This window comes from Spiroplasma endosymbiont of Lariophagus distinguendus, from assembly GCF_023846195.1.
Lineage (GTDB): Bacteria > Bacillota_I > Bacilli_A > Mycoplasmatales > VBWQ01 > Spiroplasma_E.
Map to the genome: position 1 here is coordinate 16,699 of NZ_JALMUW010000003.1, position 16,099 is coordinate 32,797.

At 23.8% G+C, this 16,099-nt stretch carries 17 protein-coding genes; all 17 read left to right on the forward strand.

Features of this window, described 5'->3' with window-relative positions; genetic code table 4:
- Nucleotides 1-64 precede the first annotated feature (64 nt).
- The gene (locus tag M0D11_RS00655) at nt 65-685 is read left to right on the forward strand and encodes an NUDIX hydrolase (protein ID WP_252319109.1); all 621 of its coding nucleotides are present in this window, start codon (nt 65-67) and stop codon (nt 683-685) included.
- A 13-nt stretch (nt 686-698) separates the two neighbouring features.
- Nucleotides 699-971, forward strand: a complete 273-nt coding sequence (locus tag M0D11_RS00660; protein WP_252319110.1) for a hypothetical protein — start codon at nt 699-701, stop codon at nt 969-971.
- Nucleotides 972-1,163: 192 nt separating this feature from the next.
- Nucleotides 1,164-1,334: a hypothetical protein gene (locus tag M0D11_RS00665; protein ID WP_252319112.1), complete on the forward strand. Its 171-nt coding sequence runs from the start codon at nt 1,164-1,166 to the stop codon at nt 1,332-1,334.
- A 129-nt stretch (nt 1,335-1,463) separates the two neighbouring features.
- Complete coding sequence (gene rpoE / locus M0D11_RS00670) at nt 1,464-1,742, forward strand: DNA-directed RNA polymerase subunit delta (protein WP_252319114.1); 279 nt, start codon at nt 1,464-1,466, stop codon at nt 1,740-1,742.
- Nucleotides 1,742-1,993: a S1 RNA-binding domain-containing protein gene (locus M0D11_RS00675; RefSeq protein WP_252319116.1), complete on the forward strand. Its 252-nt coding sequence runs from the start codon at nt 1,742-1,744 to the stop codon at nt 1,991-1,993. The genes rpoE and M0D11_RS00675 overlap by 1 nt, the downstream gene beginning before the upstream one ends.
- Before the next feature lie 15 nt (nt 1,994-2,008).
- Complete coding sequence (locus tag M0D11_RS00680) at nt 2,009-2,380, forward strand: hypothetical protein (protein ID WP_252319117.1); 372 nt, start codon at nt 2,009-2,011, stop codon at nt 2,378-2,380.
- Between the two features lies 1 nt (nt 2,381).
- Entirely contained in the window at nt 2,382-5,087 is a 2,706-nt protein-coding gene (locus M0D11_RS00685; protein WP_252319118.1) for a WD40/YVTN/BNR-like repeat-containing protein, read from the forward strand.
- A 3-nt stretch (nt 5,088-5,090) separates the two neighbouring features.
- Nucleotides 5,091-5,867 carry a hypothetical protein gene (locus M0D11_RS00690; protein WP_252319119.1) on the forward strand — a complete coding sequence of 259 codons (777 nt, stop codon included), beginning with the start codon at nt 5,091-5,093 and terminating at the stop codon, nt 5,865-5,867.
- A 517-nt stretch (nt 5,868-6,384) separates the two neighbouring features.
- Complete coding sequence (locus M0D11_RS00695; protein WP_252319120.1) at nt 6,385-6,663, forward strand: hypothetical protein; 279 nt, start codon at nt 6,385-6,387, stop codon at nt 6,661-6,663.
- Between the two features lie 2 nt (nt 6,664-6,665).
- Nucleotides 6,666-6,830 carry a hypothetical protein gene (locus M0D11_RS00700; protein WP_252319121.1) on the forward strand — a complete coding sequence of 55 codons (165 nt, stop codon included), beginning with the start codon at nt 6,666-6,668 and terminating at the stop codon, nt 6,828-6,830.
- 8 nt (nt 6,831-6,838) lie between these two features.
- The gene (locus M0D11_RS00705) at nt 6,839-8,542 is read left to right on the forward strand and encodes an Mbov_0396 family ICE element transmembrane protein (protein ID WP_252319122.1); all 1,704 of its coding nucleotides are present in this window, start codon (nt 6,839-6,841) and stop codon (nt 8,540-8,542) included.
- An 11-nt stretch (nt 8,543-8,553) separates the two neighbouring features.
- Nucleotides 8,554-11,106: an Mbov_0397 family ICE element conjugal transfer ATPase gene (locus M0D11_RS07095; protein ID WP_252319128.1), complete on the forward strand. Its 2,553-nt coding sequence runs from the start codon at nt 8,554-8,556 to the stop codon at nt 11,104-11,106.
- A 115-nt stretch (nt 11,107-11,221) separates the two neighbouring features.
- The gene (locus M0D11_RS00715) at nt 11,222-12,718 is read left to right on the forward strand and encodes a type IV secretory system conjugative DNA transfer family protein (protein ID WP_252319129.1); all 1,497 of its coding nucleotides are present in this window, start codon (nt 11,222-11,224) and stop codon (nt 12,716-12,718) included.
- A 226-nt stretch (nt 12,719-12,944) separates the two neighbouring features.
- A complete protein-coding gene (locus M0D11_RS00720; RefSeq protein ID WP_252319131.1) occupies nt 12,945-13,568 on the forward strand; it encodes a hypothetical protein in 624 nt (207 codons plus the stop codon).
- Nucleotides 13,569-13,692: 124 nt separating this feature from the next.
- Nucleotides 13,693-15,033 (forward strand): hypothetical protein, encoded by a 1,341-nt coding sequence (locus M0D11_RS00725; RefSeq protein ID WP_252319133.1) that lies wholly within the window; start codon nt 13,693-13,695, stop codon nt 15,031-15,033.
- A 156-nt stretch (nt 15,034-15,189) separates the two neighbouring features.
- Entirely contained in the window at nt 15,190-15,408 is a 219-nt protein-coding gene (locus tag M0D11_RS00730) for a hypothetical protein (RefSeq protein ID WP_252319135.1), read from the forward strand.
- 346 nt (nt 15,409-15,754) lie between these two features.
- Nucleotides 15,755-16,099 (forward strand): hypothetical protein (locus M0D11_RS00735; RefSeq protein ID WP_252319137.1); only part of this gene is annotated, 345 nt, incomplete at its 3' end.

Consider the following 16,099-nt stretch of genomic DNA (forward strand, 5'->3'; position numbering starts at 1 on the left):
GAGTTGTAACCTATAGTGTTACAATTTTTATTTTTAAAAATACTTTGAAAGGAAGATATTTTTTATGAATAAAGAATATTTAAAAATTATTAAAGTTGATTTTATGTATGGTGTTGAAGAACCTTGATGTAACAACCAAGGAGTGTCAATATTACCTTATGTTTTAAAAGATAACGAATATCATTACTTATTAACTAAAGAATATAATCCATTATTTAAAAACAAGCAAATAAGTAAGTATAGTACTATCACTGGTGGACTTGAAAATAAAACCCATTATCAAACAGTAATTGATGAAATTTTAGAAGAAACTGGCATTGATATTAGAAATAAAAAAGTAAAAATTCACTATTTAGGAAAACATTATGCAAATAAGACAAGTACAAAATTATGATATTTTTATGGCATTGATTTAACTAAATTCAATTTAGATTTAACAAAAACATACAAAGGTACTGGTGACGATACAATTGGTGAAAAAGAAATTTGTGCAAAATTTGTAAGTCATAGAAAATTAAATAAATCAAATGACGCTTTAAGTTTAGCTACTTATGGAAAATTAAACTTAAAAAATCTTATTAGTTTTGATAATAATATCAATCAAAAATTAGACATGATTTTACAAATTTTAAATGACCAAAAAAACAATAGTAATAAATCTGATGAAAATAATTGAAAAGATTAGGGGGATGAGAATAATGCAATTAACAAGTAAAGAACAAGAGATTTTATCAACTTATCAAAACTGATTAAAGAAAAATAATTTAAGCGGTAATTGTAATGCTTATTTTATTTCTAAAACTTCGATGTTGGTGTTTCAAGTGTGAGAATTTGAAAAATTGATAAGTGAAACTTTATGACTAAAAACTGGCAATCAAGAATGAAAATTTTATATTAAAACCTTAGGTGAAAAATTTAATAAATATTTTTCACTAAATGAAATTTTAGAAATTGAAAAAAAATTGTTTTAAAAACTTTTAAAGAAAAATCAAATTTGTAAACAATATGTAACAATGTATAATTAACTTGTTTATGTAGTGTTTAAACAAATTTAAATCATTGAATTTAAGAATATGAATATAAAAACCATTCATATTCTTAAACCTCTCTAAAAAAAGCAAATACGGGCGATTTAAAGGCATATAAATTTAGGTGGTGGGTTTATGCAAAAAGTTGATGGAAAAGATATAGCGTGATTATTACGTTGTAAAGAGTGTTCTAAAACTTTGAAAATCAAAGATGTTAAAGAAACCATCAAAGGTGATTTTAAAATGTGTGATAAGCATTTAGAAATGATTGAAAAAAAGTATAATAAAACTTGAAATGTCAATTAATAATAATAGTCAAAAAACGTTGAATTTGTAGGTTTTTTCTATATTTAATATAAATGGTATAATTAATATATAAAGATTTAGTAATTTTTTTAAAAAAAATTACTAAAAACAGTTAAGAAGGTGTTAATAATGCAAGATGAAACATTAGTAGAAATAGCATATAGTTTTTTATGCAAAAAAGAGAAAAGTAGTTTTAATGAAATATGAACACATGTTAAGAAACAATGTAATATTTCTAAAGAAAATGAAGAAAAATTCGCAGGTGATCTTTATACTGGAATGATTTTAAATGCTAATTTTTTCTTAAAAAATGATAAATTTTGATATAAACGTAGTGAAGTTTCATTAGAAGAAATTAAAGAACAACTGACAAGAATTGAAATTTCAAGTAATAGGGAGGAAGAATAATGGAAATGTTTAAAATTGGAGATATTATTGAAGTAACAATTAATAATATTGTAAGTTTTGGCGTTTTTTGTAAATGTCCCAATAATTACACAGGATTAATACATATTTCTAATATAAGTAACAGTTTTGTAAATAATGTAGAAGATTATTTTTCAATTGGTGAAGTCATCAAAGTTGAAATTATTAGCATTGATAATGATAATAAAAAACTTTCATTAAGTACTAAAAATTTGAATGTAGACAAAAAATAAGGAGTAAATAAAACAATGACTAAAAAAGAAAATAAACTTAAAAAAAATATAAAAGAATTTAATGAAGTTATAGAAAAATGTAATCAGGATATATTAGATTTAAAAAAACAAAAAAATGGAAAATTTAAAAATATTTTTTTTAAAATAATAAGTTTTGGGTTTTATGATTGAAATAGAAAAATTGAAAACAAAATAAAATATAATAATTCTATTATAGAATTATTTAAAGAAAAAATATTACAAACCAATAAAATGATAATAAAAATTAATAATAAAAAAACTGCAATGGTAAAAAAACAAAATATTAAAAATGAAATTTATGAATCAAAAAATATTAATATTTCTTCTAAAACAGAATCATCATTACAACAAGAGGAGAACAAATAATATGAAAAAATTACTAACTATAATAACTCTTAGTGTATTAGTAGGTACAAGTGCAAGTAATTTAAAACCATTGTTTACAAATAATGTTATAAATTATAGTTTTAAATCAAATCAAGTAAGTAACAAAGACATAAGTATTAAAAATCAAAATAATACAAATCCATTTGATTTTTATAAAATCAATAATACCGAAAATATCACCAAAGTTCGAATTGATATAAATGGAATTATTTGAATTGGGGCTTACACTGGTTTATATAAATCAACAGATGGAAATACTTTTACAGCTATGTCAGGAGTAAAAGGTAAAATTCATAGTTTAGCAGTTGATAAAGATAATAATGTTTATGCTGGTAACAATAATGGTACTGTTTATAAATCAACAGATGGAAATACTTTTACAGCTATGTCAGGAACACCAAATGAACCAATTTTTAGTTTAGCGGTTGATAAAAATAATAATGTTTATGCTGTCTGTAATAATGATGTTTATAAATCAACAGATGGAAATACTTTTATACCTATGTCAGGAACACCTAAAAAATCAAGTATTAGTTTAGCGGTTGATAAAAATAATAATGTTTATGTTGGAACTTATGAAGGTGTTGTTTATAAATCAACAGATGGAAATACTTTTACAGCTATGTCAGGAGTAAAAGGATGAATTCATAGTTTAGCAGTTGATAAAGATAATAATGTTTATGCTGGTAACAATAATGGTACTGTTTATAAATCAACAGATGGAAATACTTTTACAGCTATGTCAGGAACACCAAATGAACCAATTTTTAGTTTAGCGGTTGATAAAAATAATAATGTTTATGCTGTCTGTAATAATGATGTTTATAAATCAACAGATGGAAATACTTTTACAGCTATTTTTAAAATAGAAAAAGATTCAATTACCAGTTTAGCAGTTGATAAAGATAATAATGTTTATGTCGGTACAGATAAAGGACTATATATAACTAATCCAATAAATTTATTATTAAAAATTATTAAACCCGATACTTTTGATAAATCTTGACCATTATACAAAGGTATTGTATATGATTCTATACAAAAAATTGATATTAAAGAGAAGTTGGTTGCAAACGCAACATTAGATGGAAAATCAATTACAATTCCAACAACAGATTTAGATATACCTATTGGTGAACACAATTTAATTTTAACTTTAAAAGATAAATCATTTGCAAGTGTTTTTGGTGGAGATGTTACAACTGGACAAGTCACATATAAATTATGAGTTAAAACTTCAATTGATAAAAATAAAATTAATTATCAAACAAAAATTGATGACACAGAACTATTTACTGGTTTAGTTTCAAATGTTGGAAATACCAAGAATGCAGACATTATTCAAACAAAAATTAAAGATGGAACTGGAAGACATAATGCAATTATAAACATTGGTTTGAATGACACTTTGATTGATTTTGATGTAAACAAAAGTTTTTATGAACAAGGAACAGTTGATGAAACAACAAATGATTTTAAAAAAACTGGTTCTAAACAAGGTGTTTCTAAAAATTTATCAATTCAAAATGATGGTATATATCATTTACATTTAGAAGATACAGTAGGTAATACTTATGATAGTTACTTAGAACTTGGTGAAAGTAATTGAAAATTAAAAGGTACTTTTGATGATAGTGAATTAAATAATCTTAAATCAAAACTTAATGTAACTGTCAATTTAACTGACCCTAGTGAAAAATCAAAAGCATTGGGTTGATTACATCAATATGAAAATTTTGTAGAAAATAAATTTAATGAAACTATAAAAACTAATGGTAAGGGTTTTGATAGTTTCATTAAAAATCAAATTACTTCTTATACATCATTTTTAAAACCTTTGACATATGATATTACAAATGAACCAAAATTTGATGATGGTCTTGATAAAGATTTATTAGTAAAAACAATAAATGACAAAGCTAATGAATTATTAAATAAAGGTTTAGATATATTACCAAAAAATCTAAATGTAAATACTTCAAATGTAGTAAATAAATCAACATTGACTAGTTATACAAATTGAATTAATAACTATCAAGATTTTATCAATAAAAACAAAGATAAATGAATAAATGATATTTCAAATATCGCTTCTCGTGGTTTTGCAACTGATGTTCAAGAAAATAAAATCAAAGCAAAAGTAAGTCAATTTTTAAATAACGACAATATTAAAAATTATTTAAAAAGTATTATTTGAGAAGACAATAAATTATTAAAAGCAATAAGTAGTGATTATCAACAATATGTTAAATTAGATGAATTACAAAAAGATACTATTGATTGAGTAAATTCAAATGAAAGCACGAAAGATATAGTAGAAAAGTATCAGCAGGCAATTAAAAATGCTGAAAGTGGTTTAAATTTACATGGATATAGCATTGATAAGATTTTAAATGGCAAACCAAAACCTCAAACAAAAAAAGAAATTGATAATTTTGCAGCTGGTCAAAGTTATCATGATTGATTACAAACACAAGCAAACATTAAATTTCGTGGTTGACAATTTGCTATCGGTTTTGGTATTGCTATTCCGTTATTGTTGGTGATTTTGGTGATTGGTTGTTTTATTTATAGACGTACAAATCCTAAATATCATGGTTATTGAAGAGGTAAAAAAGAAGACAAGAAAGATGATAAATTATTAATTAAATCAATTAAATCACCAAAGAAAGAAAATAAAAAATAAAACATGAATAAAAGAGAATTGGGTTTACATATTGATAACTTTGTAAAATTAAATCCGAAACAAAATACAAGACCAAATATAAATAAATATAAACAAAATTCATTTTTTATTATACAAAATAGTTTTAAAGAAAATAAAAAAAATATTATAACTTCAAACTATGATGACATTTTTTATGGTAAAAATTCAAAACTATTAGGTAAAAAATGAATAGAAATTCTTTTATCAAGTAAAGATATTTTTGAATATCATAAAAGAATTAGAGATGATTTTCCTTATTGTAAACCAAGAAAATTAATTAAAATTTTAATTAACGATTTATTTTATTTATATAAAAATAATATACCAAATATTCTTATTGAAGATAGTGAAAAAAAATATAAAAATGAATTAAGAAAAAAATTAGAAAAAATACGTTATTTTTTAGATGAACAAGATTGAAGTAATTATTTTTTTAATTTGCAAAAATTAATGCATGAATATTTAATTACTTTCTTAAACTGAAAAAAAGATTCATTTAACTATGAATCATATAATAAAATCATTACTAAAAAATTAATTGATAAAAATTTTACTGAAAAAGAAATTATAGAATATTTGAAATTTATACAAAAAGTCAATTTATATCGTAATGCTTTGTCAAAAGTTAAACCTGGAAAAGAAAGTAATAAAAAAATTTATGAAGAGTGAAATAATTTTTCAAGTTCAAGTAAAGAAAGATTTTGTTGAAAAATATATTTTGAATTATTAAACTTCATAAAGTTAACAAAATTGAATTAATTGAAAAAAAGCGTATAATTAAAATAACTTCATAAATTTACATATTTTTGAGTTAAAATAATAAACTCAAAAATATGTAATAAAAATGCAACAGGCGTATTTGGAAGATACCCTATTGCTGACAGGTTCCGTATAGTAGCGTTCAACCTGCATTTAAATTATATATTTTATTATAATTTATTGCAATTAAAGTTACATTTTATTTAAAGAACCTGTTAGGTTCTTTTTTTATTTTGAAGTTGGAAAAAATTAAATACACTGTCGTAGAAGTCAAATGATGAGTACTTTATGTAAATGCTTCTATATCAGGATAAAAGAGTTATTTTAAGAATGTTAATGAAATTGTTGTTGTATGAAATTGAGATTAATTTTGCATAGAAATACACAACCATAAACCCTGTTTTATTTTCTATTTTTAAATAATTGCACCAAAGGGGGTTATGTATAACATACATACGCTATCAAATATATAGTATCACAAATTAAAGTAAAACAAATAAAGAAAGGAATGATAGATATGATGTTTTCTATATTTAATTTATTATCAAGTGTTGATCCACAAACTCAACAATTATTAAACAATTTAATGGAAGTATTATTACCAATTTTGTATGCAATTGGTGGTTGTGGTTTAGCGTTTAGTACTATTAAGTATGCTTTTAAAATTCATAGTGATCCTGAAAACAAAGGAGAATATTTAAGACATATGGTTTGAAGTGTTTTAGGTTGTGCTTTGATTTTAATGTCATCAGGTATTGCTCATATTATTTTTGCAAGAATGCTAGGTTTATTGTAATTATGAAGTGCAATGAATGTAGAAAAAGAGCAAGTTGAACCATGAAAACTATGCTTTATGGCACTACTTTTTATAAACATATTTGTACTAAACATTATATTGAAGAGGGATTATTGCTATTAGAGATTAAAGAAAAATTAAAGGAAAAATTAGGTGGTGAAGGTTAATACAATTTATGTTTAATGATTTTTTAGGAATTAAAACTGCTTTTTTTCAAATACTTTATAACATTTTTGTGAAAGGGCCTTTATACATTGTTCATGGTTTAGGTGATGCTATTACTTATTTATCTGGTCAAAAAATTGTTGATAAAATTTTTGGTACTAATGGTCATTTTTTAAATATGCCTCCGCAATTTTTTATTTTTTTAGCAATAGCAATTATGTTAATTGTGTTGTTTGCTGGGGGAGTTATATTGCATGCTATGGTTCATCAGAATATACGTAGTGAAATTGCTGGTATTGCTAATCGTAGCATAATTGTTATTTTATTATTACTTTTAATTCCCTTATTTTTTTGGGTCATTAATTTTACAGTTATTTCAATAATTCACATTATTATGCCTGAGTTTGTTCATGGTGATAAATTAGCAAATATGGTTGGTGCATTAGGATTTACTGATGGATTAAATCATCAAGACTGACATTATGATGTTGGATATCCTGATATGGAAAACTACAATTTGTTTTTAGGTACACTTGGTAGTTTCTTTTGTATGATTATATTTTTCTATTTAGGTTTAAGTTTAATTCAACGAATTTTTGATTTGTTTTTATTGTATATAACTTCACCAATTGTTTTTTCAACTGCAACAAGTGGTGTTAAATGACAAAAAATAAATTTGTGAAAAGATTTAGTAATTGGAAGATTTATTTCATCACTTGGAATTGTTTTGAGTTTAACTTTGTTTATAAATTTAGAGCCTTTAATGTTAAATGCTGGTAATGATGTAAGTGATAGTTGAATAGGTCAGTCAACATTTAAGTTGTTATTTATTACTGGTGGAGCTGTTGCTACATATAATTCGCAAATGTTATTTGCTTCCATGGTTGGACAAACAGTTGGCATTATGGAGGGAATGCGTATGTTAACAACAATGAAAGCTGCAAGTAGTGGTTTAAAAGCAGGAACCATTGGTATGTTTGGTCTTGGTAAAAGTCTACTTATAGGAAAAAGAAAAATGCTAGGCAAAAACAAAGATGGAGAAAGTAGTGGTGTTTTAAATAGATTGCAAAGTGGTGGACTTGCAAGATTTGCAAGGTTTAGTACCAAAGCAACTGTTGGTTCAGTCTTAGCTACTGCTGGATTTATTGGAGGAACAGTTGCTACATATAAAACATTTGGAGCAAAGGGTAGTTTAAAAAGAGCAAGTAAACATGCAATTTTAAATCCTACTAAAAAATTAGCCAATATAGTTAAATCAAAAAGTTCACAACAATATGCTAAAGGTACATCAAAACATGAATCACATAATTTAAAAAATGAACTTAAAAATCAATTTAAAACGACTCCTTTAAAAAAAGAAGATATTGATTTATCAATAGTTGGCAGTGCAACAAATAAAAATGTTATTCATGGAACAACTGCACGATATACAAATAAACCTCGTAGTGAAGTTGACCAAAAAATTGTTGATAAGTATTTTGAAAATGGTGAACCAAATTGATATGAAAAACAATCTAAAAATAATATTCAAAAAACAAAAAGTGATTGATACGATACCAAAATTTTAAGCAAAAAACTTATGATTGGTACTAAAAATCAGACTAATACCACTAAATCAAAAATTGACTGAACAAAAAATGAATTAAATAATTGAAAAACAATTAAAAAATCAATGAGTAAAAATAAATATCAATATAAGAAAAACAAAAAATAAGGAGAATTAAAATGGAAAAAATAAATTTACCAAAAAGTACTAAAAAAATTCATTATCAAATTTTTAGGGGTATAAATTTGACTGATTTATTAGTATTATTGATTTTTATAAGTATATCTATTTCAATAGCATTTTTATTATCAGTTAATGTTTATTTAAAATTTTCTTTAAGTTTAATGATAATGACACTTGGTTTTATTTGTATTCAAAAATTCAAAAATGAAACAAGAGCGTATGAAATTATTGTTCGTGCTTTTAAATATTTAGCAATTATGGGTAAAAGTTCAACTGTAAATTTAAATCCTAATTTTGAATTAGAAAATGATAAAAACATTGTTAAATTTAAATATTTAAAAGACAATCTTTTTATGTCTGGTATTAAATTAGAAACAATAAATTTGACTTTATTAAATGAAGTACAACAAGCAACACTGCTTGCTGATTTTGCTGATTTATTAAAAACAATTACAATGCCATGTAAAATCATAAAAACAAATCAAAATTATGATTTTATAGAACAAATTAATAATTTAAAATCACAAAAAACAAAAAGAAGTAATGACGAAAATAATTATTTAATTGATTTACAAATTGAACAATTACAATCAATTCAAAAAACTAAATTATTAACTACACCATCAGTTTATATTGTTTTTTGTAGTGAAAATCAAGAAAATACATTATCACAATTAAAATCATTAATTTCTAATAACTCATTTAGTAGTTTAAATATAAAAAAACTATTACAAGATGAAATCAATATTTTTTGAAATAATTTTACATTTAATAACGAAAATATAAAAACAAATTATTCAAATTTTCAAGGAAGAAATGCAAAAGGTTTTGTATGAGCTATTAATGATTTACCAAAACAAATTAATTATTTTTGATTAAATAAATTGTTTGATTTAAGTAATGTAAATATTTGTATTAATTTAAATCCTATTAATAAACAAAAAGCAAAAAAACAATTAGATAATGCTTTAAGTAAAATTAAAACCAATGAACAATATGCTTTAACTCCGAGTCAAAAAACTGAATCAGAACAATTCTATAATTCTTTTTTAGATCAACAACAAGCAATTATTGATGATGTTGATTTTTTAAAAGATATGTCAACATTCATTATTGCTTATGGAAATAAAAAAACATTAAACAATACTAAAAGGCAATTAATTGATTTAGCAAGTACTGTTAATTGAAAATATGAAACTTTATTATTTTTACAACAAGATAGTCTTTTAGCAAGTTATACATGAACAAATCATATTTCCAAAATAACTGATATTGAAATGACATGTGATACTTTTGCAACAAGTTTTCCGATTCCTGATATGCCACTTAAAGATGAACAAGGATTTTTACTTGCTGAAACTAATTCTGGAAAACCAGTTATTTGAGATTTATTTAAGAAAAATTCACAAAGAATAAATCATAATATGGTTATTTTGGGAGAAAGCGGAAGTGGTAAATCATTTACTACTAAAAAAATTCTTTTAAATCAGGCATATCAAAATAGTAGAAAAATATTTATTTTAGACCCTGAACGTGAATTTACTAATCTAACTAGTTACTTAAAAGGACAAATTGTTAATGGTTCAGGTTCTAAAGGTAATATTATAAATCCACTAGAAATTTATAAATTAGACAATAGTCATGATAATGCAGATACATTTAATAGCCAACTATCATTATTAGAAGCATTTTTTGTTATGTTATATCCAAATTTAAATGATGATGACATAACTACAAACTTATTAATAGAATTGATTAAAGAAGTATATTTTCAAAACCATATTTTACCAAGTACTGATTTTGAAAAGTTAAAAGCAACAGATTATCCAACATTTACTGACTTATATAATTTGATTTGTCAAAAAATTAAAGATGAAAAATCATCAGCAAATATTTTAAAGTTAGATAATTTAAAATCTAAGTTAACAGCTTTAACACAAGGTACCTATGCTAAATATTGAAATGGCCATACTAAATTTCAATGAAGCAAAGCAAATATAGTTTGTTTTGATTTAAGAGAGTTATTTGAAAATAGTAATAAAAAAATAATTAATTTACAAATGATGTTGATTTTACGAATGCTAGGAATTGAACTTTCAGCAGTTCAGTCATACAACGAAAATAAACAAGAAAAAGATTGAAAGCGAATTATTATTGCTGTTGATGAAGCACATTTACTAGCTAACGAAAATAATAGTGTTGCACTAGACTTTTTATTTCACACAATGAAAAGAATTAGAAAATGCAAAAGCTCATTAATTATTGCAACACAAAACATTGCTGATTTTACTGGCAGTGAAAATGTCAAAAAGAAATTTACTGGCATTATCAACAATGTTCAATATACGCTAGTTGGTGGCATGCAACCAAATGACTTAAATAATTTGAATGATATGTATAAACAATCGGGTGGACTTAGTGAAGATATTAAAAGTTATATTTCAAAAGCTTCTCAGGGCAAATTTTGATTTAAAATCTCCAAACAAGAGCAACTGCCTATTCAAGTTTTACAAATTGATGATGAAGTGAAAATTGTTGGACATACATAAAAGAAGTCTCATAACTAAGGGTTGATGAATAGTTTCATATTCAAAATAAAAACAACGCTAAAAACAGCAAATACGAGCGAAATAAAGGCATTTACCTAAAAAGGAGTAAAAAATGATGATAAATTGATTTAAAGACAAGTGACAAGAAAATATTTTTCATAAAATTTGAATTTTTGCAATGATATGAATTTTGATTTTTCTTGCATTATGAATGGCAGTAGCTTTCATTGGTGCAATCTTATATGCTTGATATTATTATCCAAGTGTAAATTTCAAAAATTGATTTGCAAGCATTTTTGAAAGCTGAGTGACAGAAACTTCATTTGGTGTTACTTTTTTAATTTTTATGGGTTGTCTATTTTATTATTTTTATATAAATTTTGAAAAATGAAATCCTAAAAATTCAAAACTAAAAAATGAAGCAAAATCTCAAATTAAAGAATTTAAAAAATTAGGTTCTACAAATTTAATAAATCTAAATAAAAAAGTTGGTTTAGTTAAATCAAAACTAAACCAACATACATTACTTATTGGGGCAACTGGTAGTGGAAAGACAACAACAGCATTATCAATAATAAATCAACTTGTTTATAAATTAAATCAAACAGTAATTATTATTGATGGTAAAGGTGACAGTGACTTAATAAACAAAGTTAAAACTATTGATAATAATGCTTTTATTTGAACAATAAATGGTAATAATCAATATAATCCTTTTGCTTCAAAAAGTCATATTGTTTTAGCAGATAAAATAATGTCACTATTTGATTTCACTGAACCACACTATCAAGCAATTGCACATAGTTATTTACTAATACTTTTAGAAACTTTAGTAAATAATAAAATTGAAATGACTTTATCAAATATTATTAAATATTTTTCAAAAGAAAATTTAATAAATCTAATTGATAGTAACGATAAAAATTATGATTATTTAACCACATTTAAAAATGATGATATCCAAGGTTTAGAAAATAGATTAAATGTTTATAATGAGCAATTAAATCAAAGTATTGGTTTAAAAAATGATTTTTCTTTAATAGTTAAAAACTATAAAGTTATTTTATTTTCTTTGAATTCATTAGATTATCCGCAACTTGCAAGTAACATGGGTAAATTGCTTATTCAAGATTTAAAAGAATTTGCTTCTATAAAACCAATAAATCAAAATATTAATTTGCTTTTAGATGAATTTAATGTTTTTGCAAGTGATACTATTATCAATTTAATTAATAAAACTCGAAGTTTTAACTACCAATGTTTTTTATGTTTTCAAACAATTAATGATTTAAAAACAACAACCAAAGATTTAACAGATACTATTTTTGGAAATACAGCTAACATTATTGCTCATAATGTCAAAGACCCAAATAGTGCTGAATACCTTGCCAAAGTCTTTGGAACTAAAACTTCTCAAAAAATTACTAAGCAATATGATACCAAAAATAAAAAAAGTTCAAAGGGTTCTATTCGTGAAGTTGAAGAATATATTGTTCATCCAAATGATTTAAAAAAATTAAAAGTTGGACAAGCATACTGCAAGATAATTTTAGAAAATTCAATCCACTTTATTGACAAAATTATCTTGCAAAATACCATCTGTGATAAATAATTTGAGCAGTTAGAAAGCAGTTTTTAGAAACTGGTCAATGAATTGCATTTCTCCCCAACCTATAAAGCAATTTCATTACTTTACCACAGATGACCCCGCTCCCCCAACGTAAACTTATGAGTGACCGGGGTCATCTGTTTAGGTTGGGGAGAAATAACTTTTTCTTTCTTTTGTAAAAGAAAGAAAAAGTCCGCGCGAAAGCGCTTCTCAAAAAGAAAGAAAACCTTTGAAAAAGGTTATTACATTAACAATTAAGGAGTTGAAAATTATGGAACAATTAAAAATATTAGAAATCATAAATCGATGAGGATATCTAAATACAGAACAAATTGCACTACTTTTAAACAAAAACATACATACAATAAAAAGTGCGATTGATGATCTTACACCAAAAAATTTAATACGTGTAGACCAACTAACCAGAAAAAACATCTACATGCTTTCAAGTCTAGGAAACCGAAAACTTGGCAAAAAAAGTAAAACCATAAGAATTAATTACAATGAATTAGTACATCAAGATTTACTTATTAAATGACTAGTACAACAAAAAGACATAATTTCATATCAAACTGAAAAAGAACTAAAAGCAGAAAGTTATCGAGAAAAAGGATATCCTGATTTGCTAGTTCATTATGAAAACAAAGTCATGATAATTGAATTTGAACGAACTAGAAAAACCAAACAACGAATGAGACAAAAGTTTGATGGATTACGACATTATTGTAAAAACGGATACGATGTTTTATTTCTAGTTCCAAATGAAAGCATGAAAAAATTTGTTGCTGAACAAATCAAAGCATACAACTGAAAACTAGCAACTTTCAAAACCCAAATATTTAATTTTAGTTAAAACTTAACTAATTGTAAAATACACAAAATTTGATAACATGTAATTGTTATCCAATATATAAGTTTTAACCCATTACTTTTATACCAAAGTAAGTGGGTTTTAATGTTTAAAAGGAGATATTAACATGGCTGACAAAACTAAATCACAAACATATAATTTTCTATTAGAAAATAAAACCATAGAAGATATCAAACAAGAATCTAACATTGAGATTAGAGAAAAAAGTAGACATGGTGGAAAAACATTTAAATTAATTGTAATTAATAATACTAATAATCAAATAATTAATGACGACTTATCAGAAAATAATAGAGAAAATTTAGAAATAGTTGCCACTAATTTAACAGATAACGAAAAAGAACAAAAAACAAATAATGATTTTTGAACAAAATTAACCAATTACTTAAATTGACCATCATCAAATACAGAAGAAACATCAAGATTACAATCAATAATTCAAGAAAAAGACAAAAACATTAAACAACTTAAAAAACAAATTGAAGAATTAAATAAATCAAAACAAGGTAATATTACTTTTAATGACTTTAAATATAATGCTATAACAATTTATGATGAAAAACAAAGCATTAAAACAGGTATTGATAAAATTTATGAAGAAATTTTACCAATTGAAGATAAAATAATTTTTATAACAACTTTTGTACATATTGATAATTCTATTACTGAAGAAATAATACATTTTCAACAACTTACAAACAGTGATATAAAAGTGTTTAAACAAAATAAATACTATCTAAATATCAATGAATATAAAAAAGATTTTATATTATGTGAAAACCAGTTAAATAATAAAAGTAATGTTAATATTGAAACTATAACAATTAAAGATTTTTTAAAAAAACAACAAGATTTCAAACTAAAACCAACTAAAAAAGAATGAAAAACATGATCTATTATCATTGGAATTACTTTATTTCTTGGCATTGTAGCTCCTATTTGTACTTTTGCTATTCCTGCACTTATATCTGCAACAGCAACAGTATTAGTACTTGAAACAAAAGTTATAATTGCCGTTTCTTTTGCTGTTGCAGGTATAGTCTTTAAAGAAATTTCATCACTATATGAAAATGCAACACAAAAAGTTAAATCATGATTTAAAAATAAATATTTTAAAAATAAAGATCAAAAAGAGAAAGAAAAAAATGAGCGTGAAGCAAGAATTAAAATTCTTACTAGTGATAAACCAGAAACAAAATTAGAAACACAATTTAAAATTTTAAAACAAGAATTAGATAATAGAAAAAATAAAAATCCAGACCAACTAATGACTAACAACACAACAATAGATCATAATTCAAACAGTCTTCTAGAAAATTCAAGTATTGAATCAGAAAATAATCAAAATTTTGATTCATTTATAAAAAATACAGTAAATCACCAAGACCCACAACCTTCAACAAATTGAAACCATAACTGAAATAAAGTAAAATGCTTATTAACATAAAATCAATAAGCAATAAAATGAAAATCATTATTTTTAAAAAATAATGATTTTTTATTATTTTTTACACATTTTTCGTTTTTAAAATATATAATCTTTTGTGAGTATTTTAAGGTTAGAAAAAATATTCAAAAATAACAAAGAGAGGAAACGTAAATTATGCCATGAGAACCATATGATAAATTAAGTCAAGCAGATAAAGACAAATATGTAAAAGACGCTGAACGAATAAATAAAGCTTGAGGAGAAAAAAACGAACGTGAAAGACGAGAAAGAGTTGCCAATGCTCTTGGATTTGAAAAAGACAAATCAAAAGTAAACAGTGAAGCTTCAACAAGTAAAAATCAAAGTTCTAGTAGTAAATCACAAAAAATGTAAATATTAAATACTTTAAAACTGCACAATTGTGCAGTTTATTTAGCAATTTTGTTTTTTTCTTGTATAATTTTAATTAAAATATTTAACGTAAATAAGTGTTCAAATATAAAATAAAAGTGTATAATTAAATTGTTCTTATTTTTTATAGAACAAATAATTTTAAAAAAAATGAATATAAAATTTAAATAAACATAAATTCAAAAATTCCAAATAACCCCTAAAAACTTTAGTTCCTTATTTTTATTTAGGAACTTTTTTTATTTTTTTTTAAAAAAAAGAGTAATATTTAAATAGATAAACAATTTCATAAAAAAATAAATAGATTTTATTAAGAGGAGCATTAAAAATGGATAAACAAAGTCAAGAAAAAAAGTATGATTTAGGTGCAATAGTAACCATGTTTCGTCATGAATTTTATGATGAAAATAATCAAAAAATTGAATTAAACAATTTAAATATGTGAAATTCAGAAACTTGAAATAATTATGAAAATGGAAAATTAGTCCATGAAGAAAATGGTATAAAATATAAACTATGTCATAAAAAGGGCAAACATTGTGAACTTACAACACAAGAAAAACAAAATAAACTAAAAAAATTGACGCCAATAGATGGTTTTGGACGTCCTGTGATGATTTGAAACTACGATTCAACTTTAAAAAAATATTCAATAATACCTAGCACTACTAAT